Raw genomic sequence first — 21,769 nt, forward strand, 5'->3', positions numbered from 1 at the left:
GCCGGCAGCAGCGCGTTGCGCTTACTTCACGCGCATGCCCGGCTTCGCGCCGCTGTGCGGCTCGAGGATGTAGAGGCCCGGTTCCGCCTTCTCGTCGGTGGCCGACGCGGCGAGCACCATCCCTTCGGACAGGCCGAACTTCATCTTGCGCGGCGCGAGGTTCGCCACCATCACCGTCAGCTTGCCGACGAGCTGCTCGGGCTGGTACGCGGACTTGATGCCCGAGAACACGTTGCGGGTCTTTTCCTCGCCGACGTCGAGCGTGAGCTGCAACAGCTTGTCCGAGCCTTCGACGGCCTGGCACGCGACGATCTTCGCGATGCGCAGGTCGATCTTCGCGAAATCGTCGATCGAGATCGGCGCGTCGTCGGCGCCATTCGCGGCGGCCGGCTTCGCGTTCGCCTTCGCGTTGTTCTTCGCATCCTTCGCGGCGTTCGCGCTCGCGGCGGCCGCACCCGTTGCCCCGGCCTGCAGCGAATCGCGGTTCGCGGCCAGCAGCGCTTCGATCTGCTTCGCATCGACGCGCGTCATCAGATGCTGGTACGCCTTGATCGGCTGCGCCGACGACAGCGGCTTCGCGGCATCGGCCCACGCGAGCGGCGCGATCCCGAAGAACGCTTCGACCGCTTCGGCGACGCGCGGTATCACCGGCTTCAGCGCGAGCGACAGCAGGCGGAACGCCTCGAGGCTCACGCTGCAGGTTTCGTGCAGCGCGACCGCGTTGGCCGGATCCTTCGCGAGATCCCACGGCTTCGCGCCGTCGACGTACGCGTTCACTTCGTCCGCGAGCTCCATCGTGTGGCGCAGCGCGCGGCCGTATTCGCGTGCTTCGTAGCTCGCGGCGATCTGCGCAATGGCATCGCGCAGCTTCGCGACGAGCGGATGGTTCATCGCGCTGTCCTGCACGCGGCCGTCGAAACGCTTGATCAGGAAGCCGGCCGCGCGGCTCGCGATGTTCACGTACTTGCCGACGAGATCGCTGTTCACGCGCGCCTGGAAGTCGTCGAGGTTCAGGTCGATGTCTTCCATCGTCGCGTTCAGCTTCGCGGCGAAGTAGTAGCGCAGCCACTCGGGGTTCAGGCCCGTGTCGATGTAGCTCTGCGCGGTGATGAACGTGCCGCGCGACTTCGACATCTTCGCGCCGTCGACCGTCAGGAAGCCGTGCGCGAACACGTTGGTCGGCGTGCGGTGGCCCGAGAACTCGAGCATCGCGGGCCAGAACAGCGTGTGGAAGTACAGGATGTCCTTGCCGATGAAGTGGTACTGCTCGGCCTTCGAGCCGGGGCGGATCCACGCATCGAAATCGACGCCGTTGCGCGCGCACAGGTTCTTGAAGCTCGCGTAGTAGCCGACCGGCGCGTCGAGCCACACGTAGAAATACTTGCCGGGCGCGCCCGGGATCTCGAAGCCGAAGTACGGCGCGTCGCGCGAGATGTCCCAGTCGGCGAGCTTGGCTTCGCCGGCGTCGCCGAGCCATTCGCGCATCTTGTTGGTCGCCTCGGGCTGCGCGAGGCCGCTCACCCATTCGCGCAGGAACGATTCGCAGCGCGGGTCGGACAGGCGGAAGAAGTAGTGCTTCGAGGTCTTGCGCACCGGCGTCGCGCCCGACACGACCGAATACGGGTTCAGCAGCTCGGTCGGCAGGTAGGTCGAGCCGCACACTTCGCAGCTGTCGCCGTACTGGTCCTTCGCGTGGCACTTCGGGCACTCGCCCTTGATGAAGCGGTCCGGCAGGAACATTTCCTTGACCGGATCGTAGGCCTGCTCGATTTCGCGTTCGGCGATCAGGCCGGCTTCCCGCAGCGCGAGATAGATCTTCTCGCTCAGCACGCGGTTCTCGTCCGAATCGGTCGAGTAGAAGTTGTCGAACGACACGCCGAAGCTGTCGAAGTCGCGCTTGTGCTCGGCCCACACGCGGTCGATCAGCTGCTTCGGGGTTAGGCCTTCCGCCTCCGCGCGCAGCATGATCGGCGTGCCGTGCGTATCGTCGGCGCCGATGTAGTAGACCTCGTGGCCATGCATTCGCAGCGTCCGCACCCAGATGTCGGTCTGGATGTACTCGACCAGGTGGCCGATGTGGATCTGCCCGTTTGCATAGGGCAGGGCGGACGTAACGAGGATCTGGCGGCCGCCTTGCGGCGCCGCAGCCTGCACGGAAGTGAGGTCGGATGCGGACATAGGGTTTGGAGAAGAACAGCGGGAAAAACGACGGGAAACTGCGATTCTAGCAGGCGCGCGGGCCAGCGCGGCGAGCAGGCGCCGCGACGGGGCGGCAGCGGGGACGAGGCCGCACGTGCGGCGTGCCCGGTCGTGTTGTGCTGCGCTGCAGCACGAATTCTGCGGGCAAAAAAAAACCGGGGCGGATACGGCCCCGGAGCAACAACGACAAGAGGAGAATGGTGACGCGCCGGCAACACCAGCCGCGTACCGTAAATACTGACCACGGCCCGCGACAGAAGTTCGAAAATTTTTTCGATTTGTTACCGGCCCCGCCCGAAGCCTTGCCGGGCGGGGCTGTGCGGGAAGGATACCCGCACGTTTCCCCTCGTGGCCGTGCTTACTGATGCTGTTGCGGCGCGCGCAGATAGATCTCGACGCGGCGGTTTTGGGCGCGACCGGCTTCGGTCGCGTTGTCCGCGATCGGGTTCGACGGGCCCATGCCTTGCGCCGACAGACGACCGCCGTTCACGCCGCGCTGCACGAGCGCGTTCACGACGCTTTGCGCACGGTTCTGCGACAGCGTCTGGTTCAACTGCGCCGAGCCCGTGCTGTCCGTGTAGCCGACGATCGACGCCGTCAGTTGCGGGTTCTGGTTCAGCGTCGTCGCGAGGTCGTTCAGCAGCGGCGTGAACGCCGGCGTGATCGCGTACTGGTTCGTCGCGAACGTGACCGAGCTCGGCACGTTCAGCTTCAGCGAGCCGTCCGGCTGCTCGGTGACCTGCGTGCCCGTCTGCGCCGCCGACGGCGCGAGCTTGTTCTTGATCGCTTGCCAGTTGTAACCCGTCACGCCGCCAACCAGTGCGCCGACGCCCGCGCCGATCGCCGCGCCCTTGCCGCCGCCGGCCAGTGCGCCGATCCCTGCGCCCAGCGCCGCGCCCGTGCCGGTGCCGACGGCCGTATTGTTGCCTTGCTGCGTGGCGCAGCCTGCCAGCAGTGCGCCGGCGAGTGCGAAGACGGACAGGCGAGTCGCGATTTTCATGTTCATCTTGGATTCCTCTCTTGGTTGAACGAGTCGACAACGACGACAAACAACAGTTATGGCTCCCTGCGCGGGCCGTCCGAAAAAGGAGGGCCGGCCTGCGCTCGCGGCAGCCGCCGAGGCGCTCGCATGCCCTGTCCGTCAGCGGGGCTGTTCGGGCGGGGCGACGCGTCAGCCTCTACAATATAGGCGGTGAGTGGCCGATTTGGCCCTATAGCATGCCGCACGCGAAGAGTGCGCCGGGTCGTGCGTTCGCGCAATGGCGTGCAACAGATTCTTTCACTTTTCCCGATTTTCGCAGCGTAATTTGATATTTTTTGACGTTTGCGCGCGAGAAAAACGTTTTCACGGAGTCTTGATGAGCATTGACCGGGCACAAGTCGACGCCGCGCTGGCGGCAGTCGTCGACCCCAATACCGGCCGCCCGTATGCGGCGAACAAGGGCGTGCGCAACGTCGCGATCGACGGCGACGTCGTGGCGCTCGACGTGGTGCTCGGTTATCCCGCGCGCAGCCAGCACGACGACGTGCGCGCGCGCGTCGCCGCGGCGCTCCAGGGCGTGCCGGGCGTGCGCGACGCGCGCGTCGCCGTGTCGCAGGAAATCGTCGCGCATACGGTGCAGCGCGGCGTGAAGTTGTTGCCGAATGTGAAGAACATCGTCGCGGTCGCGTCGGGCAAGGGCGGCGTCGGCAAGAGCACGACGGCCGTGAACCTCGCGCTCGCGCTTGCCGCGGAAGGCGCGTCGGTCGGCATACTCGACGCCGACATCTACGGCCCGTCGCTGCCGACGATGCTCGGCATCCACGGCCAGCGCCCCGAGTCGCCCGACAATCAATCGATGAACCCGCTCGTCGGCCACGGCTTGCAGGCGAACTCGATCGGCTTCCTGATCGAGGAAGACAACCCGATGGTGTGGCGCGGCCCGATGGCGACGTCCGCGCTCGAGCAACTGCTGCGCCAGACCAACTGGCGCGAGCTCGACTACCTGATCGTCGACATGCCGCCGGGCACCGGCGACATCCAGCTCACGCTCGCGCAGCGCGTGCCCGTCACCGGCGCGGTGATCGTCACGACGCCGCAGGACATCGCGCTGCTCGACGCGAAGAAGGGGCTGAAGATGTTCGAGAAGGTCGGGATCCCGATCCTCGGCATCGTCGAGAACATGAGCATCCACATCTGCTCGAACTGCGGCCACGAGGAGCACATCTTCGGCGCCGGCGGGGCCGAGCGGATGGCGAAGGATTACGATGTGACCGTGCTCGGCAGCCTGCCGCTCGACATCGCGATCCGCGAGCGCGCCGACAGCGGCACGCCGACGGTCGCGGCCGAGCCCGAAGGCGCGCTCGCGCGTCGTTACCGCGACATCGCGCGCGGCGTCGCGCTGGCGATTGCCGAGCGATCGCGCGACATGACGTCGAAGTTCCCGTCGATCGTTGTTCAAAATACGTAAAACCCTTGCGGGGCGGGGCCTTACGCTGTTTACGGCGCCGCGAGGCGCGGTATCATGGCGACTTTTCCCGGGTCCCTTTACCCGCCCGGCGCGGCCGCCGTGTCAAACGGCCGCCAGCCGGCATGAGGATCGAATGAAACAACGACATCACGGCGTGCGCGCCGGCCGCGCGCGGCGCGCGCTGCTGGCCGCCGCCGCGCTGGGCCTGCTGGCCGGCTGTACCTCCTTTTCCTCGTCGCACGAAAAACGGGCCGACGCGCAACTGCAGCCGACGGTCGGCTCGCAGGCGCGCGGCGCGGTGACATTCGTCGAGCGCCCGGACGGCGTGCAGGTCACCTACAACCTGGTCGGCCTGCCGCCGAACAGCGATCACGCGCTGCAGGTGCACGAACGCGGCGACTGCAACGCCGGCGACGGCTCGAGCGCAGGCCCCGTGTTCGCGCCAGCCGCCGACCGGCTGCGCGCCGGGGCGCGCGTCGCCGGCGATCTCGGCAACATCCATGCGGATGCGAACGGCGTCGCGGCCGGCTTCATCGTCGCGCCCGATCTGGCCCTCGATGGCGTGCGCTCCGCGATGAACCGGGCGGCGCTGGTGCACCGCGACTCGAGCGACCCGGCGTTCGCGCAGCATGGCGCGGGGCCCGCGCTGGCGTGCGGCGTGATCCGTTGACGGCCGCCGCGTGCGTGGCCCGATGATCGCGTAAAATGTGCGCCTTTCCCGGCCGCCGCTTCGCGGGTAAGGCCCCCACCGACTGTCACGCAGCGTTTCCAGGCGCCCTGAATATGCAACGACCCCAACGCTCACTTCGTTCGTTGTCCCCCGACGGGACGGCCAGCCGCCCACGGCCGGCTTTGCAAAGCCGGCCGGCTGCGCAGGCGCAGAGCGGTGCTCTGCGAATTCCCTGCTACGCCCTTGGGACGGCCCGGCGGAGGCTGGCATGAGCATCAAGTCCGACAAATGGATTCGGCGCATGGCCGAAGAGCACAAGATGATCGAGCCGTTCGTGCCCGATCAGGTCCGCGCGTCCGAGGACGGCCGCCGGATCGTCAGCTACGGCACGTCGAGCTACGGCTACGACATCCGCTGCGCGGACGAATTCAAGATCTTCACGAACATCAACTCGACGATCGTCGATCCGAAGAACTTCGACGAGGGTTCGTTTGTCGATTTCAAGGGCGACGTGTGCATCATCCCGCCGAACTCGTTCGCGCTGGCCCGCACCGTCGAATATTTCCGCATCCCGCGCACCGTGCTCACCGTCTGCCTCGGCAAGTCGACCTACGCGCGCTGCGGGATCATCGTCAACGTGACACCGTTCGAACCCGAATGGGAAGGCTACGTCACGCTGGAATTCTCGAACACCACGCCGTTGCCCGCGAAGATCTACGCGAACGAAGGCGTCGCGCAGGTGCTCTTCTTCGAAAGCGACGAGGTGTGCGACGTGTCGTACGCCGATCGCGGCGGCAAGTATCAGGGGCAGCGCGGTGTCACGCTGCCGAAAACCTGATCTGGTTGCATAACGTCTCACCAGTTTCCGGGTGACCGCTGCGCGTGACGCGCCGCGGTCGTTCTTTTTGGAGAATCGCCCATGAAGTTTCGTTTCCCCGTCGTCATCATCGACGAAGATTTCCGCTCCGAGAACATCTCGGGCTCCGGCATCCGGGCGTTGGCCGAAGCGATCGAGAAGGAGGGCGTGGAAGTCCTCGGCCTCACGAGCTACGGCGATCTGACGTCGTTCGCGCAGCAATCGAGCCGCGCGTCGTGCTTCATCCTGTCGATCGACGACGACGAACTCATGCTCGGCGAAACCGGCCCGGACGGCGAGCTGCCCGAGCTCGCGACCGCGATCATCGAGCTGCGCGCGTTCGTCACCGAAGTGCGCCGCCGCAACGCGGACATCCCGATCTTCCTGTACGGCGAGACGCGCACGTCGCGCCATCTGCCGAACGACATCCTGCGCGAACTGCACGGCTTCATCCACATGTTCGAGGACACCCCGGAGTTCGTCGCGCGCCACATCATCCGCGAGGCGAAGGTCTATCTCGATTCGCTCGCGCCGCCGTTCTTCAAGGAGCTCGTCAAGTACGCGGACGAAGGCTCGTACTCGTGGCACTGCCCCGGTCACTCGGGCGGCGTCGCGTTCCTGAAGAACCCGCTCGGCCAGATGTTCCACCAGTTCTTCGGCGAGAACATGCTGCGCGCAGACGTCTGCAACGCGGTGGACGAGCTCGGCCAGCTGCTCGACCACACGGGGCCGGTCGCGGCGTCCGAGCGCAATGCGGCGCGCATCTTCAGCGCCGACCACCTGTTCTTCGTGACCAACGGCACGTCGACGTCGAACAAGATCGTCTGGCATGCGACGGTCGCGCCCGGTGACATCGTGCTGGTCGACCGCAACTGCCACAAGTCGATCCTGCACGCGATCACGATGACGGGCGCGATCCCCGTGTTCCTCACGCCGACGCGCAATCATTTCGGCATCATCGGGCCGATCCCGCGCGACGAATTCAAGCCGGAGAACATCCGCAGGAAGATCGAGGCGAACCCGTTCGCGCGCGAGGCGATGCGCCAGAACCCGGACATGAAGCCGCGCATTCTGACGATCACGCAGAGCACGTACGACGGCGTCGTCTACAACGTCGAGATGATCAAGGACCTGCTCGGCGACCTGCTCGACACGCTGCACTTCGACGAAGCGTGGCTGCCGCACGCGACGTTCCACCCGTTCTACCGCGACATGCACGCGATCGGCGATGGTCGTCCGCGCACCGGCGCGCTCGTGTTCGCGACGCATTCGACGCACAAGCTGCTCGCGGGCATCTCGCAGGCGTCGCAGATCGTCGTGCAGGATTCGGAGAACCGCACGTTCGACAAGCACCGCTTCAACGAGGCGTACCTGATGCACACGTCGACGAGCCCGCAGTACGCGATCATCGCGTCGTGCGACGTCGCGGCCGCGATGATGGAGCCGCCGGGCGGCACCGCGCTCGTCGAGGAATCGATCGCCGAGGCGATCGACTTCCGCCGCGCGATGCGCAAGGTCGACGCCGAATACGGCGACGACTGGTTCTTCAGCGTGTGGGGCCCGGACAACCTGTCCGAGGAAGGCATCGGTTCGCGCGAGGACTGGATGCTGAAGCCGAACGACCACTGGCACGGCTTCGGCCCGCTCGCGGAAGGCTTCAACATGCTCGACCCGATCAAGGCGACGATCATCACGCCGGGGCTCGACGTCGACGGCGAGTTCGGCGAGACCGGCATTCCGGCCGCGATCGTCACGAAGTACCTGGCCGAGCACGGGATCATCGTCGAGAAGACCGGCCTGTACTCGTTCTTCATCATGTTCACGATCGGCATCACGAAGGGCCGCTGGAACTCGATGGTGACCGAGCTGCAGCAGTTCAAGGACGACTACGACAACAACCAGCCGCTGTGGCGCGTGCTGCCGGAATTCGTCGCGCAGCATCCGCGCTACGAGCGCGTCGGCCTGCGCGACCTCTGCACGCAGATCCACGACGTGTACCGCGCGAACGACATCGCGCGCCTGACGACCGAGATGTACCTGTCGGACATGGAGCCGGCGATGAAGCCGTCGGACGCGTTCGCGAAGCTCGCGCACCGCAAGATCGACCGCGTGCCGCTCGACGAGCTCGAAGGCCGCGTGACGAGCATCCTGCTCACGCCGTACCCGCCGGGCATTCCGCTGCTGATCCCGGGCGAGCGCTTCAACAAGACGATCGTGAACTACCTGCGGTTCGCGCGCGACTTCAACGAGCGCTTCCCGGGCTTCCACACCGACATCCACGGCCTCGTCGCGGAAGAGGTGAACGGCCGCGTCGAGTACTTCGTCGACTGCGTGCGCGACTGATGGCGACGCATGGACGAATCCGGACGATGCGCGCGGCGCTGGCCGCGCTCGTCGTCTGGGCGGCAGGATTGACGGGGCTCGCGGGCGCCGGTGTCGCCCATGCGGAAGTCGCGGCGGCCGACCCGATCGACGTCGCGATGCGGCAATGCCTCGCGCGGCGCGACCGGTCGTCGCCGGCCGGGCAGATCCAGTGCATGGGCGAGGCGCAGCAGCAGTGGCAGGCAGTGATGGACGGCGCGTACCAGCGCCTGTTGAAGGATGCGCCGGCCGACGCGAAGCGCGGCTGGCAGGACAGCCAGCGCCGCTGGCTCACGTGGCGCAAGGACGAGGTGCTGCTGCTGAAGGCCGTATACGACACGACACGCGGCACCGCGTATGCGATGTCGAGCGCCGACCTGCAACTGCAGCCGGTGCGCGATCGCGCGCTGGCGCTACGCGGGGCGGCCGATCGCTATGCGCCGCCGCCCGCTGCCGTGCCGGTGGCGGCGACGAGCGGTGCGCAGGGCGGCGCCAAGTCGGCGAACGCGCCCCGCGAGCCGGCGCTGCGCCGCGTGCGGCCGTGTGCGCAGGATGCCGCGTGCGAGCACGCGCTGTTCGACCTGAACCGCTATTACCAGAAGTTGCGCCGCAAGATGCCCGCGCATTCGGCCGCGACGCTCGTGCGCGCGCAGCGCGCGTGGGTGGCGTTCCGCGATGCGACGGCGCCGCTCGTCGGCGAGGACGGGCGCGTCGACCTGATCGGCGCGCGCATCGCGACGATGAAGCGGCTGTCGGAGACGGCCGGCAATCGGTAACGGCTGCCGCGCCGCTGCCGAGCCGGCGACACGACAAAACGGGCACCCGAGGGTGCCCGTTTTGCATGGCGCGGTGTATCGCCTACGCCGGCTGCGACATGCCCTGCAGCCCGAACCACGACGGCACGAGCGCGAGCGCATCGTCGAGCGACGCGAGCACGTGCAGGCTCAGCGCGACGATCTCCGGCGTCGGCGCCTTCAGGTCGGGCACGGTGACGACCGCCGCGCCGGCGCCGGCGGCCGAGAGCGCGCCGAAGTCGCTGTCCTCGAACGCGATGCACGCGTGGGCCGGCACGCCGAGGCGTTCGGCCGCGAGCCGGTAGACGGCAGGGTCGGGCTTGCCGCGCGCGACTTCGTCGCCGCCCGCGACCGCGCGGAAGAACGGCAGCACGCCGACCGCGTCGAGCCGCGCGCGGATCACGTCGCCCGCGGACGACGACGCGACCGCGCACGGAATGCCGGCCTGCGCGAGCGTGTCGAGCAGCGCAAGCGCGCCCGGCTTCAGCGGAAACTTCGGATGGGGCTCCGGGGCGGCGAGCCGCTCGCGCACGCGGACGCGCACCGCGTCGAACGTAGCGGGGTCGCCGATCAGCCGCGCGAGGATCACCTGGCCTTCGGCGAACGAGCGGCCGACGATCTGCAGGTAATCGATCTCGGTCAGCACGACGCCGTGCGCGTTCGACACGTCGATCCACGTGTTCATGATAGTCCGCTCGGAATCGACGAGCAGGCCGTCCATGTCGAAGAGCGCGGCGGAGAAGGTCATCGGGAGCATCCGTGAAGCGGTGAAGCGGGGAAGGCGACGAGCGGCACGATGGCCGCCCGAATGAAAAACGGACGCCGCGGGCGTCCGTCCGGAACCGCGGGCCGTTACTGGCCCAGCGCGGCGCGGGCAGCCTTGGCGGCCGCACGCACCTGGTCGGGCGCGGTGCCGCCCGGGTGGTTGCGGCTCGCGACCGACCCTTCGAGCGTCAGGTAGCCGAACACGTCGTCGCCGATCAGGTGCGCGACGTTCGGCAGTTCCTGCTTCATTTCGTCGAGCGTCAGATCGGCGAGGTCGATGCCGCGATCGTCGCAGATCTTCACCGCGTGCGCGACGGCTTCGTGCGCGTCGCGGAACGGCAGGCCGCGCTTGACCAGGTAGTCGGCGAGGTCGGTGGCGGTCGAGAAGCCCTGCAGCGCGGCCGCGCGCATCGCATCCGGCTTCACGGTGATGCCGGCGACCATCTCGGCGAAGATCCGCAGCGTGTCGGCGACGGTGTCGACCGTGTCGAACAGCGGTTCCTTGTCTTCCTGGTTGTCCTTGTTGTACGCGAGCGGCTGGCCCTTCATCAGCGTGAGGAGCGCCATCAGGTGGCCGTTCACGCGGCCGGTCTTGCCGCGCGCGAGCTCGGGCACGTCGGGGTTCTTCTTCTGCGGCATGATCGAGCTGCCGGTGCAGAAGCGGTCGGCGATGTCGATGAAGCCGACGCGCGGGCTCATCCACAGCACGAGCTCTTCGGAGAAACGCGACACGTGCGTCATCACGAGCGCCGACGCCGCCGTGAATTCGATCGCGAAGTCGCGATCGGACACCGCGTCGAGCGAGTTCGCGCAGATGCCGTCGAAGCCGAGCGTCTTCGCGACCGCGTGGCGATCGATCGGATAGCTGGTGCCGGCGAGCGCGGCCGCGCCGAGCGGCAGGCGGTTCACGCGGGTGCGGCAGTCGCGCATGCGTTCCGCGTCGCGCGTGAACATCTCGACGTATGCGAGGAGATGGTGGCCGAACGTGACCGGCTGCGCGACCTGCAGGTGCGTGAAGCCCGGCATGATCGTGTCGGCGTTCTGTTCCGCGAGGTCGATCAGCGCGCCGCGCAGGTCGTTCAGCAGGCCGCCGATGCGGTCGATCTCGCCGCGCAGCCACAGGCGGATGTCGGTCGCGACCTGGTCGTTGCGCGAGCGGCCCGTATGCAGGCGCTTGCCGGCATCGCCGATCAGCGCGGTCAGGCGCGCCTCGATGTTCAGGTGGACGTCTTCCAGGTCGAGCTGCCATTCGAATTCGCCACGCTCGATCTCGCCCTTGATCTGCGCCATCCCGCGTTCGATCGCGGCCAGGTCGTCGGCGCTGATGATCTTCTGCGCGGCGAGCATGTTCGCGTGCGCGAGCGAGCCGGCGATGTCGACGAGCGCGAGGCGCTTGTCGAAAAACACCGACGACGTGTAGCGCTTGACCAGCTCCGACATCGGTTCCGAGAAGCGGGCCGACCAGGCCTCGCCCTTTTTGTGCAGTTGGGACGTCATGGCGATTCTTCGAAGGGGAGTTGGGCGGCCGTGCGCCGCCGAGGGAATCCCGCGATTCTAACATTCGCGAAGCGGGCGGCCGGCGCGCGCTAGCGCGGGCTGCAGGTCAGCGGGCCGATGCGCGGCAGCGTGCCGTCGTCCGGCCGCCGGTACGCGAATTCGACGGTGCAGTCGCGGCCGCCGCCGGAGATCTCCAGGTGGTTGTTCGCGACGAGGCCGTCGACGAAGGTCAGGCCGTCGTAGCCGACGATCGTGCGCTGGCCGCTTTCGACGTGGCGGACCTCGAGCCCCGGCGGAAGCGGCGTGCCGTCCGACGCGCGCAGCGCGATCGACGCGGCGCTGTAGCGCGTGATGGCGAAGTGCGCGAGCACGCCGGAGCGGGCCTGCGGCACGACGTCGAGCGTCGTGTCGGCGATCCGCGCGTCGGCCGGCAGCGCGCTGCCGTCGATCGCGATGCGATTGTTCTGGTACGCATTCAGGTCGGGCACCAGCAGGTAGCCGGCGTGGTCCGTCGCGCCGATCAGCCGGTTCTGGTGTAGCACGGGCACGCGCCCCGTGTCGGTCGAGACGAGCGCGAAGCCGTCGTCGACGCGGCGCGCCGTCATCACCCGGCCATCCATCAGCACGAACGCGCCGGTGACGTCGACCGCCGCGTTGGCGCGCCCGTCGAACGATTGCGCGAGCAGCGTGAGCTGGCCGGCGCGGCCGAGATACTGCAGCTGGCCCTGCCCGTAGCGCGTGCCCGCTTGGGTGCCGGCCTGCACGTTCCAGCCGAAGCCGCCGCCGTAGTCGGGCGGCCGCGATGCATTGAGCGTGTAGGTCGATTCGCCGTTCTGCCGCCCGGCGTTCGCGGAGACAGACGTGTTGCCGCCCAGCCCGATGCTCAGGCTCACGAAGAAGCCGCGCGCATCGCGTTGCCGGAAGTCCTGGAAGCCGCTGAACGTGATCGAGGTCAGCCCGCCCAGATTGACGAGGTAAGCGATCGAGCCGATCCGCGACGCGGCGACGCCCGGATACTCGAGGGCCAGATAGCTGAACGACAGCGTTTGCGCGCGCAGGAACGGGAACGACACCGTCACGCGATCGGTGGCGCGCGAGACCGGCACGCCTTCGCGGCTGCCCAGGTCGATGTAGTCGCCGAATGCGCGCAGGGTCTGCGCGTCGATCGAGAAGCGCGGCGTCACGTACTGGTAGCCGACGCCCGCCTGCACGCCGGTGCTGCCCGGCGCGCTGAGCGCCAGCGACGCGTTCGCCACGCCGCGCTCGCCGAGGCGTGCGAGCACGCCGGCGCCGGCGTTGTAGACGCCGGCCGTCGCTTCCCCGTGCGCTTCGACGGTCAGCCGCTCGCTGATCCCGTAGCGCAGCGAGCCGCTCGCCGCCGGCGTGCGCGCGTAGTCGAACGAATCGGTGCCGTACGCGCGGCGCAGGAAACCGGCTTCGACCGAATAGCTGGCGAGGCCGGGGGCCAGCAGGCGCGTATCGACGTACAGCGGAATCGACGTCGCGATCGAGCGGCCGAGCGCGTCGCGCGTGACGACCGTCGCGTTGCCCGCGCCGGTGATGCCCGGCACGCTGTTGATCACGAATGGCCCGCTCGGCACGTCGCCGCTGAACTGGCGCACGTTGTTGACGTACAGGTCGACCGACGTCGGCACGACCGCGCTGCCGGACAGCGCGGGCACCGGAAACGTGACGAGGTCGGGGCGCAGGCCGAAATTGCTGCGCCACTGCACGCCGCCCAGGCGCAGCGAGCGCGTCCAGGACAGCGACGACGAAATCGTGTCGCCGACCTGGGTCGTCGTGAGCGTGCGGGGATTCGAGCGGGTCCAGGACGTGTCGTAGCGCACGTAGCGCCGGCGGTCGTCGTACAGGTACGCGATGCCGGTGCTGCTGAGTACGCCGGCCGGATCGAAATAGCGCGCCTCGCTCCAGACCGCGAGCGGCGCGCGTGCGACGGTTTGCGCGTAGGCATCGTAGTTCAGCACGAAGCCGCGGCCGGACGTCGCCGGCGGCGCGGCGGCGAGCGCGCGCGTATCGAACGTGTGCGGAATGCGCAGTGCATCGGGCACGCGCAGGTCGAGCGTCTGCCGCCCGGCGTCGTAATCGTAGTGCAGCCCCGCGAGCGTATCGAGCGCGACGAGCGTGTTCGACGGTGCGTTCGCGGGGCCGCCGGTCGCGATGCCCAGATCGTTCAGGTCGGCGGAGCCCGCGTACAGCCGCCCGTCGATCTGCCGGAACCGGGCGATCCGGTGCGTCGGTTCGCCGTTGAGCGACACGTCGAGATACAGCCCGTCGGCTTGCGCCGCGGCTTCGGACACGGCGGCGGCCGGCATCGGCGCCGGCTGCGCGCATACGGCGGGCGCGCGCAGCGCGAGTATCAGCGCCAGCGCGAGCAGCGCGGCGGTGGGTCGGGCCGGCCCGGCGTGTCGCACGGGGCAGTCGGCCCGGAGGATCTTGCTCGGCGTCGGCACGGGCAACGTCGTGCGATCCTGCCCGGGTGGCTCAGGGCACCGGCAGCCGGGCTTCGACCGGCTGCGCGTTGACGGTCGCCTGGATCTTGACGAAGGGCGCGCCGGCGTCGAGCTTGAGCGGCCAGCGTCGCGTGCTGCCCGCGAGCGCATAGCCGAGTAGCCCGCGCGTGATCTCGTGGACGCCGCCTCGCGCATCGACCAGCCGGACCGCGGAAATCTGCGCCCGCCGTCCGCCGCGATTGTCGACCGCGAGCCGCATGCCGGTCCCGTCGGATTCGATGCGCCAGTCGAGGCGCGGGGACGCTTGCGCGGCGTCGGGCTCGACGAATACGGGCACGGAATAGCGCAGCCGGATCGTCACGCCGTTGTCGACCGGCGCGCCCGGCGCGGGCAGTTCGTCGATCAGCACGCGATAGCTCTCTTCTGCGGCCGGCGTGCCGCGGCTCGTGCGCACGAGCCGGATCAACTGCTCGGCGTTCGCGTCGATCTGCAGCAGCGGCGGCGACGCGGCGAGCGCGTCGGTCGGCGTCATCACGTCGGTGCCGTTTTCCTGCGTCCAGCGATAGGTGCGGACCTGGCCGTAGATCGGCCGCCCGCCCGGGTTGCTGAGCGTCATGCTCGCGGCTGCCGCCGAAGGCGGCAGCTCGATCGTCACGGGCGTGATCTGCAGCGTGGCGGCATGCGAAACCGCCGCCGCCCACCCGACGCACAGCGCGGCAAAGGCGCGCGGGAACAATCGCACGGCCCGTCAGAAATAGACGGTGGCGGTGACCGAGGCCTGGTAGGTGTCGGGCTTCGGCGTCGCTTGCGCGGGTACCTGGCCGTACACGTTCAGCACCTGCGCGGAACCGGTGCCGGTGCCGCCGACCGTGTCGGTGCCTTGCGTGTTGCCCCAGATCGTCGAGTGGCCGGAGTCCTGGTAGAGCTGGTAGCCGACCGTCGTGCCGGTATTGCCCGTCGTGGTGCCGCCCATCAGCCGGCTGGCGACGGTCGAGCCGGTTACCGCGCCGGCGTCGAGTCCGATGTTGTAGGGTGTCGAGTTCGTGCAGGTGACGGAGACCGTCGTCTGCTGGTTGACCGTCGACGCGAGCACGCCGGTGGTGCCGAATGCAAGCGGGTTCGCGGCGATCGTGCAGTTCGCCTGGATCGTGAGCGTGACGTTGAATTGCGCGGTGGCCGTGCCGTTCGAATAGACTGCGGCAACGGTGACGGGCTGCAGCACCGGCGCGAATGCGAACGTGGCTGCGAGCATGGCTGAAAAAACACGACGTCGGGAATCTATCATTATGATTGTCTCCTGCCGTTCAAGGGGTCGCCCGGCCGCGGAGTGCCTGCCGCGTGGTCTGTTGCCGGTCGCCGTTACCGCTCTGTCGTTGGTGGAAGACTACTCCACGGCTTTGGTCGCGCGCAATGGAGAAAACGCCGACCTGGCATGCATTGCCCGGGGGGCGGACGGATTCCATCGGCCTATTTGACACGGATCAAGTAACAGTGCGAACGATCGATGCGCGGATGGATACGATGAGGGCGCGGCCGGATCCGCGAACCCGATCGTCCGGACGTTTTTTTCGGGGGAGATGCATGGAGGCTGACGGCTTCGATCTGGCGCGCCGCTGGATGCGCGCGCTCGCGTCCCTGCTGCTGGCGGCGCTGCTCGGCATGCCCTGGATGCCGGCGCGTGCGGATACGTGCACGGTGACGCCGCCGGTGCCGAGCTTCGGCTCGGTCAGTCCGATCACGCAACAGGCCTACACGACGACCGCCACGATGACCGTGAACTGCACGTGGGACGCGCTGAGCCTGAACACCGGCGTGCTCGTGTGCGTGAACCTCGGCGGCACCAGCCCGCGCTACCTGAGCAACGGGGCGAACCAGATGCAGTACGACCTGTATCAGGACGCCGGCTATTCGCAGGCCTGGGGCGCCGTGAGCAGCGGCACGACGCCGATATCGCTGACGTTGACGAAACCGGCGCTCGGCACGTCCGCGAGTGCGAACGTGACCATCTATGGCCGCATCGCGCCGAACCAGCCAACCGTGCCGACCGTGAACAACGGCAGCACCGTCTATACACAGAGTTTCAGCGGCAACCAGGCCGCATACAGCTACAGTTTTTCGCTGCTTGGCGTGCTGCCGACACCGTGTGTGTCGCAGTCGACGGCCGGCACGATGACGGTTACCACGACCGCCACCGTCATCAACAACTGCATCATCAGCGCGACCGGCGTCGCGTTTCCGCCCGCAGGCGTGCTGGCGTCCGCGCTGACCGCCAGCGGCTCGATCAGCGCGCGCTGCACGAACGGCGACGCATTCCGGATCGCGTTGAACGGCGGCGGCAGCGGCAACGTCGCCGCACGCACGATGCAGCGCGCGGGCGGCGGGTCGGTCAGCTACCAGCTCTATCAGGACAGCGGCTTCACGCAACCATGGGGCGACGGCACCGCCGGCACGTCGATGGCGACCGGCACCGGCAGCGGGTTCGCGCAGGCGATCACCGTGTACGGCCGCGTGCCCGCGCAAGCGACGCCGGCGCCCGGCAACTACAGCGACACGATTACCGCGACGATCAGCTTCTGAGCCGCGCTCAGTCGCGCACCAGCACGACGAGCTTCAGGTCCTCGCGGTGCGCGGGTTTCAGCGTGATCTGCTGGTACACGAGGCGGCCGTCGGCCGGATGGTCGAATTCGCGCCGCCCGCCTTCGCGCTCGAACACGTCCTGCGACGCCCAGTACTGCGCGAACGCGTCGCTGCCGGCCGTCAGCGCGTCGATCAGCGCGCGCGTCGGCGCGTCGGTCAGGTGGCGGATCGCGTCGGCGCGGAATTCGGCCGCGAGCCGCCGCGCGCGGGTTTCCCAGTCGACGATCAGCGTGCGTGCAGCCGGCGACATGAACGTGAAGCGCAGCAGGTTGCGGTCGTGCTCGCCATCGAGCCAGCCGGAAAAGAGCGCGGCGGCCGGCGGGTTCCACGCGAGCGCGTTCCATTGGCGGTCGAGCACGTAGGCGGGCGTCGCGATCGCGGCGACGGTCGCGGCGAGCGTCGGCGGCAGGTCGCCGCCCGCGACGTCGGGCTCGGCCGGGTCGCGCTGCGCGGCCAGCTCGAACAGGTACGCGCGTTCCGCCTTCGACAACTGCAGCGCGACGGCGATCCGGGCGAGCGCGTCGGCGGAGGCCGACACGGGCCGGCCCTGTTCGATCCACGTGTACCAGGTCGGGCTTACGCCGCACAGTTGCGCGACTTCCTCGCGCCGCAGCCCCGGCGTGCGGCGGCGCGGGCCGGGCGGCAGGCCGACGGCCTGTGGCGACAGCCGCTCGCGATGGGCGCGGATGAATTCGCCGAGCGCGCGGGCGGGCGTGGCGTCGAGCGGCGGGACGAGGGCGGAGGACGGCTGGTTCATGCGGAAACGGCGAAGTGGAAGCGAAGACGCGGCAACGATCGAACGATCAGACAGGTGGATCGAATACCAGAATAACTGCTTAACTTGTACTGGTACAAATGCAGGCCTATTGTAGCGGCTCGCGCGCTGGCAGGGCAGCGGGCGTCCCCCACAATACGTTGCACGGGGCCGGATCGCGCGCGCAAGCGTGGGGTTCGGCCGACGGCATCAAGGAAAGGAGCGAACGATGAAACACCACGAGCAGGTCGCCGACGCGTTCGGCACGACGGCCGCCGCCTATCTGACGAGCACGGTCCATGCGACGGGCGCCGACCTGCGGGCGCTCGCCGACGCGGTGAGCGCGACGCCCGACGCCGCGGTGCTCGACCTCGGTTGCGGTGCCGGCCACGCGAGCTTCGCGGTCGCGCCGCACGTGCGCGAGGTGGTCGCGTACGATCTCGCCGCGCCGATGCTTGCGACCGTCAATGCGGCCGCGCGCGAGCGCGGGCTCGCGAACATCCGCACGCAGCAGGGCCCGGCCGAGCGGCTGCCGTTCGACACCGCGACGTTCGACTGGGTCGTGAGCCGGATGAGCGCGCACCACTGGCACGACCTGCGCGCGGCGCTCGCCGAGGTGCGCCGCGTGCTGAAGCCGGGCGGCCGCGTGCTGATGATCGACATCGCGGGCAACGACCATCCGCTCCTCGATACGTACCTGCAGGCCGCGGAAGTGCTGCGCGACGCGTCGCACGTGCGCGACTACCGCGCGGACGAATGGCTCGCGATGTTCCGCGCCGCCGGTTTCGACGTGCGGGTGCACAGCCGCTGGCGTCTGCCGATCGATTTCGACACGTGGGTCGCGCGCATCCGCACGCCGGCCGACAGCGTTGCCGGCATTCGCGCGCTGTGGGCGCATGCGCCGGACGAGGTGCGCGGCTACTACGCGGTGCAGGCCGACGGGTCGTTCGAGCACGACGCGTTGCTGATCGACGCGCACTGAGCGGGCGGCGCGCGCCGCGCCGTTTCGCGATCGCATGAAAAAAGCCGCGATACGCACGAACGCGTATCGCGGCTTTCGTTATCCCGGCCGGCGCGAAACCGCGCCCGCGCCGCCCGCGGATCAGCCGGTGTTGCGCAGGCCGGCCGCGATCCCGTTGATCGTCAGGTGAATCCCGCGGCGCAGCCGCGCGTTCGTGTCGCCCGCGCGGTGACGCTTGATCAGCTCGACCTGCAGGTGGTTCAGCGGATCGAGATACGGGAAGCGGTTCTTGATCGAGCGCGCGAGCAGCGGGTTGGTCGCGAGGCGGCCTTCGTGCCCGGTGATCTCAGCGAGCGCCCGCGACGTGCGCTCCCATTCCGCGACGATCCGCTCGAACACGTGCTTGCGCAGCTTGCGATCGGGCACGAGCTGCGCATAGCGCGACGCGACCGCGAGATCCGTCTTCGCGAGCACCATGTCCATGTTCGACAGCAGGTTCGAGAAGAACGGCCAGGTCTTGTTCATCTTCTTCAGCAGCGTGACGCGTTTCGCGCGTTCGGCGTCGTCCCCGGCGCCGTCGAGATACGCGCTCACCGCGCTGCCGAAGCCGTACCAGCCGGTCAGCAGCAGCCGGCACTGGCCCCACGAGAAGCCCCACGGAATCGCGCGCAGATCCTCGATCTTGCGCTGCTTCGGGTCCTGCAGCTTGCGCGACGCCGGGCGGCTGCCGATATTCAGCTCGGCGATCTCGGTGATCGGCGTCGACGCGAAGAAGTAATCGGTGAAGCCCGGCGTTTCATAGACGAGCGCGCGGTACGCGGCCATCGCCGAGTCGGACAGCGTCTGCATCGCGGCCTCGAACGCCGGCAGTTGCGCCGGTGCGTTCGACTGCGGCAGCAGCGACGCCTCGAGCGTCGCGGCGACGACCGTCTCGAGGTTGCGCCGGCCGATCGACGGGTTCGAGAACTTGCTCGCGATCACCTCGCCCTGTTCGGTCAGGCGGATCTGGCCGTTGACGGTGCCCGGCGGCTGCGACAGGATCGCCTGGTAGGTCGGGCCGCCTCCGCGGCCGACCGTACCGCCGCGCCCGTGGAACAGCCGCAGCGTGATCTTGCGCTCGCGGAACAGGTCGACGAGCGCGAGTTCCGCGCGATACAGCTCCCAGTTCGACGTGAGGAAGCCGCCGTCCTTGTTGCTGTCCGAGTAGCCGAGCATCACTTCCTGCTCGGCGCCCTGGTGCGCGATCAGCGCGTCGATGCCCGGCAGTGCAAAGTAGTCGCGCATGATGCGCGACGCGTCGCGCAGGTCGGGGATCGTCTCGAACAGCGGGATCACCATCAGGCTGTTCTTCGCGTCGCTGCCCGGCACGCCGAGCGTGCCTTCGAGCAGGCCTGTCTCCTTCTGCAGCAGCAGGACTTCGACGAGGTCGCTGACGGTTTCCGTATGCGAAATGATGTAGTTGCGCACCGCACGCGCGCCGAATTGCGCGCGGACCTCGCGCGCCTTCTCGAACACGCCGAGCTCGCTTTGCGCGAGCGCCGAGTATTCGATGTACGGCGAGCGCAGCGGGCGCGGATCGGCGAGCGCGGCGAGCAGCACGCGCAGCTTGTCTTCCTCGGCGAGCGCCGCATAGTCGGCCTCGACGCCCGCGCGCGCGAACAGCTCGGCGACCACCGCCTCGTGGATGTCGGAACTTTGGCGCAGGTCGATGCTCGCGAGATGGAAGCCGAACACTTCGGCCGCGCGCACGAGCGGCGCGAGGCGCGGCGCGGCGAGCGACGCGCCGTGGTGTTCCTCGAGCGACGCGGTCAGCACCTTCAGGTCGGCGACGAACGCTTCCGAATCTTCATACGGGACCGCACGCACGGGCGGCGCGCCGCGGCCGGCGCTGCGCACCGGCACCGTACCTTCGCCGAGACGCACGCGCGCGCTCGCGGCGAGCCGCGTATAGATGCCGATCAGCGCGCGGCGATACGGTTCGTCGACGCGGTGCGGCGACTGGTCGGGCGACGCGGCCGCGAGCGCCTTCACCGCGTCGTTCGCGCCGACCAGCAGGTTCGACACCGACAGCTCGGCGCCCAGCTTGTGCACCTGTTCCAGATAGTGTTCGAGGATCACCGCGGCCTGACGGTTGATCGCCTCGTCGAGCGTCGCGGCGGTCACGTTCGGGTTGCCGTCGCGGTCGCCGCCGATCCAGCTGCCCATCTGGAAGAACGCGGGCACGCGGGCCGACAGGCCGTGCTCGGCGAGCGCGGCCTCGATGTCGCCGTACAGCGCGGGCAGTTCGTCGAGGAACGTCGCGCGGTAGTACGACAGCGCGTTCTCGATCTCGTCGCCGACCGTCAGGCGCGCGTCGCGCAGCATGCGCGTCTGCCACAGCGCGGTCACGCGCGCGCGCAGCATCGCTTCGTTGTACTGGCGCTCGCGCGCGGTCAGCTCCTGGTCGCGCTCGGCGAGCAGGCGCGCGATGTCGTGCTGCGCGTCGAGGATGCTCTTGCGCTGCACTTCGGTCGGATGCGCGGTCAACACCGGCACGATCAGCGCATCGTCGAAGAAGCGCTGCAGCAGGCGCTTCGACGCGTTGCCGGTGGTTTTCAGCTGGTCGAGCGCGTATGCGACCGTGCCGGGCTGCGGCGCGGAGCCGGCCAGCGCGTGGATGCGGCGGCGGCGGTTGTGGTGGCGGTCTTCCGCGATGTTCGCGAGGTGCGAGAAATAGCTGAACGCGCGTACGACGCTCACCGTCTGCTCCGGCGTCAGCTTGCGCAGCTTCTTCTCGAGCGTCTGCGCGGCTTCGCTGTCGTCCTCGCGGCGGAACTTGACCGCGGTCTGGCGGATCGTCTCGACGACGTCGAACACCGTATCGCCTTCCTGTTCGCGCACGACGTCGCCGAGCAGGCGGCCGAGGAAGCGGATGTCCTCGAACAGCGGGCGGTCCTTGTCGTCGCGCGCGCGGGTGCCGGCCTTCGGCGCGACGGCGTCGCGGGCCGCGGGGCCGGCGGTTTTCGTCGTGCGTTTTGTCTGACGTATCGCGTCTTTCGGTTTCGTTGCCGTTGGTTTCGTTGCCGCTTTCGCACGGCCGTTCGCGGCGGTGGCGACGGTGTCCGTCGAGGCGTCGGAGGAGGACAGGGCAGCATTGCGGCGCGCCGTACGCGCCGATCCGGAAGACTTCACGATGGGTTTCCTTGGGAAAGCTCGAGTCAAAAGGAACTGCGGAAACTGCGGGAACTGCGGTCAAGCAACCAGCTACGTGCGGCACATCCGCACAACGGCGCCGCGACCCGCACGGAAGCAGGCCGGGCGCAGGCTCCGGGCCCGGGCGGGCCGGAGCGTGCGTGCTACCATTGTTCGATCTTC

The 21,769-nt window shown here is 68.6% G+C and carries 16 protein-coding genes; 7 read left to right on the forward strand and 9 right to left on the reverse strand.

From position 1 onward, the window contains the following. Positions 1-21: 21 nt before the first annotated feature. Both metG and KPB06_RS11875 read right to left on the reverse strand, forming a co-directional pair. Entirely contained in the window at positions 22-2,178 is a 2,157-nt protein-coding gene (gene metG, locus KPB06_RS11870; protein ID WP_059576690.1) for a methionine--tRNA ligase, read from the reverse strand. Between the two features lie 379 nt (positions 2,179-2,557). Beyond that, positions 2,558-3,205 carry a YiaD family glycine zipper/OmpA-like lipoprotein gene (locus KPB06_RS11875; RefSeq protein ID WP_059576687.1) on the reverse strand — a complete coding sequence of 216 codons (648 nt, stop codon included), beginning with the start codon at positions 3,203-3,205 and terminating at the stop codon, positions 2,558-2,560. A gap of 352 nt (positions 3,206-3,557) precedes the next feature. Here KPB06_RS11875 and apbC point away from each other — a divergent pair, with 352 nt between their 5' ends. The 5 genes from apbC to KPB06_RS11900 all read left to right on the forward strand — a co-directional run bounded on the left by apbC (position 3,558) and on the right by KPB06_RS11900 (position 9,312). Further along, positions 3,558-4,649 carry an iron-sulfur cluster carrier protein ApbC gene (gene apbC, locus KPB06_RS11880; RefSeq protein ID WP_275905603.1) on the forward strand — a complete coding sequence of 364 codons (1,092 nt, stop codon included), beginning with the start codon at positions 3,558-3,560 and terminating at the stop codon, positions 4,647-4,649. A gap of 133 nt (positions 4,650-4,782) precedes the next feature. Then, positions 4,783-5,319 (forward strand): superoxide dismutase [Cu-Zn], encoded by a 537-nt coding sequence (sodC, locus tag KPB06_RS11885; RefSeq protein ID WP_059576681.1) that lies wholly within the window; start codon positions 4,783-4,785, stop codon positions 5,317-5,319. Between the two features lie 268 nt (positions 5,320-5,587). After that, a complete protein-coding gene (dcd, locus tag KPB06_RS11890) occupies positions 5,588-6,157 on the forward strand; it encodes a dCTP deaminase (protein ID WP_006398615.1) in 570 nt (189 codons plus the stop codon). A gap of 81 nt (positions 6,158-6,238) precedes the next feature. After that, positions 6,239-8,518 (forward strand): arginine/lysine/ornithine decarboxylase, encoded by a 2,280-nt coding sequence (locus tag KPB06_RS11895; protein ID WP_059576678.1) that lies wholly within the window; start codon positions 6,239-6,241, stop codon positions 8,516-8,518. Next, positions 8,518-9,312, forward strand: a complete 795-nt coding sequence (locus KPB06_RS11900) for a lysozyme inhibitor LprI family protein (RefSeq protein WP_059576675.1) — start codon at positions 8,518-8,520, stop codon at positions 9,310-9,312. Before KPB06_RS11895 ends, KPB06_RS11900 begins: the two co-directional genes overlap by 1 nt. Positions 9,313-9,394: 82 nt before the next feature. On the opposite strand, the gene KPB06_RS11905 is transcribed toward KPB06_RS11900, so the two are convergent. The 5 genes from KPB06_RS11905 to KPB06_RS11925 all read right to left on the reverse strand — a co-directional run bounded on the left by KPB06_RS11905 (position 9,395) and on the right by KPB06_RS11925 (position 15,348). Beyond that, the gene (locus KPB06_RS11905) at positions 9,395-10,078 is read right to left on the reverse strand and encodes an HAD family hydrolase (RefSeq protein WP_059576911.1); all 684 of its coding nucleotides are present in this window, start codon (positions 10,076-10,078) and stop codon (positions 9,395-9,397) included. 104 nt (positions 10,079-10,182) lie between these two features. Beyond that, on the reverse strand, positions 10,183-11,592 hold the full coding sequence (argH, locus tag KPB06_RS11910) for an argininosuccinate lyase (protein WP_059576672.1): 1,410 nt from the start codon (positions 11,590-11,592) through the stop codon (positions 10,183-10,185). 89 nt (positions 11,593-11,681) lie between these two features. Further along, positions 11,682-14,024: a fimbria/pilus outer membrane usher protein gene (locus KPB06_RS11915; RefSeq protein WP_059576908.1), complete on the reverse strand. Its 2,343-nt coding sequence runs from the start codon at positions 14,022-14,024 to the stop codon at positions 11,682-11,684. Between the two features lie 70 nt (positions 14,025-14,094). After that, positions 14,095-14,805 (reverse strand): fimbrial biogenesis chaperone, encoded by a 711-nt coding sequence (locus KPB06_RS11920; protein WP_059576669.1) that lies wholly within the window; start codon positions 14,803-14,805, stop codon positions 14,095-14,097. A gap of 6 nt (positions 14,806-14,811) precedes the next feature. Next, positions 14,812-15,348: a Csu type fimbrial protein gene (locus tag KPB06_RS11925; protein WP_059576666.1), complete on the reverse strand. Its 537-nt coding sequence runs from the start codon at positions 15,346-15,348 to the stop codon at positions 14,812-14,814. 296 nt (positions 15,349-15,644) lie between these two features. Here KPB06_RS11925 and KPB06_RS11930 point away from each other — a divergent pair, with 296 nt between their 5' ends. After that, positions 15,645-16,640 carry a Csu type fimbrial protein gene (locus tag KPB06_RS11930; RefSeq protein WP_059576663.1) on the forward strand — a complete coding sequence of 332 codons (996 nt, stop codon included), beginning with the start codon at positions 15,645-15,647 and terminating at the stop codon, positions 16,638-16,640. A gap of 7 nt (positions 16,641-16,647) precedes the next feature. On the opposite strand, the gene KPB06_RS11935 is transcribed toward KPB06_RS11930, so the two are convergent. Continuing rightward, entirely contained in the window at positions 16,648-17,457 is an 810-nt protein-coding gene (locus tag KPB06_RS11935; RefSeq protein WP_059576659.1) for a helix-turn-helix transcriptional regulator, read from the reverse strand. Positions 17,458-17,683: 226 nt separating this feature from the next. Here KPB06_RS11935 and KPB06_RS11940 point away from each other — a divergent pair, with 226 nt between their 5' ends. Further along, positions 17,684-18,436: a class I SAM-dependent methyltransferase gene (locus KPB06_RS11940; RefSeq protein ID WP_059576656.1), complete on the forward strand. Its 753-nt coding sequence runs from the start codon at positions 17,684-17,686 to the stop codon at positions 18,434-18,436. 120 nt (positions 18,437-18,556) lie between these two features. Here the strand turns inward: KPB06_RS11940 and ppc are convergent, their stop codons facing one another. Next, entirely contained in the window at positions 18,557-21,586 is a 3,030-nt protein-coding gene (gene ppc / locus KPB06_RS11945) for a phosphoenolpyruvate carboxylase (RefSeq protein ID WP_059576653.1), read from the reverse strand. Between the last annotated feature and the right edge of the window lie 183 nt (positions 21,587-21,769).

It is taken from the genome of Burkholderia semiarida (genome assembly GCF_029268935.1).
Classification (GTDB): domain Bacteria; phylum Pseudomonadota; class Gammaproteobacteria; order Burkholderiales; family Burkholderiaceae; genus Burkholderia; species Burkholderia semiarida.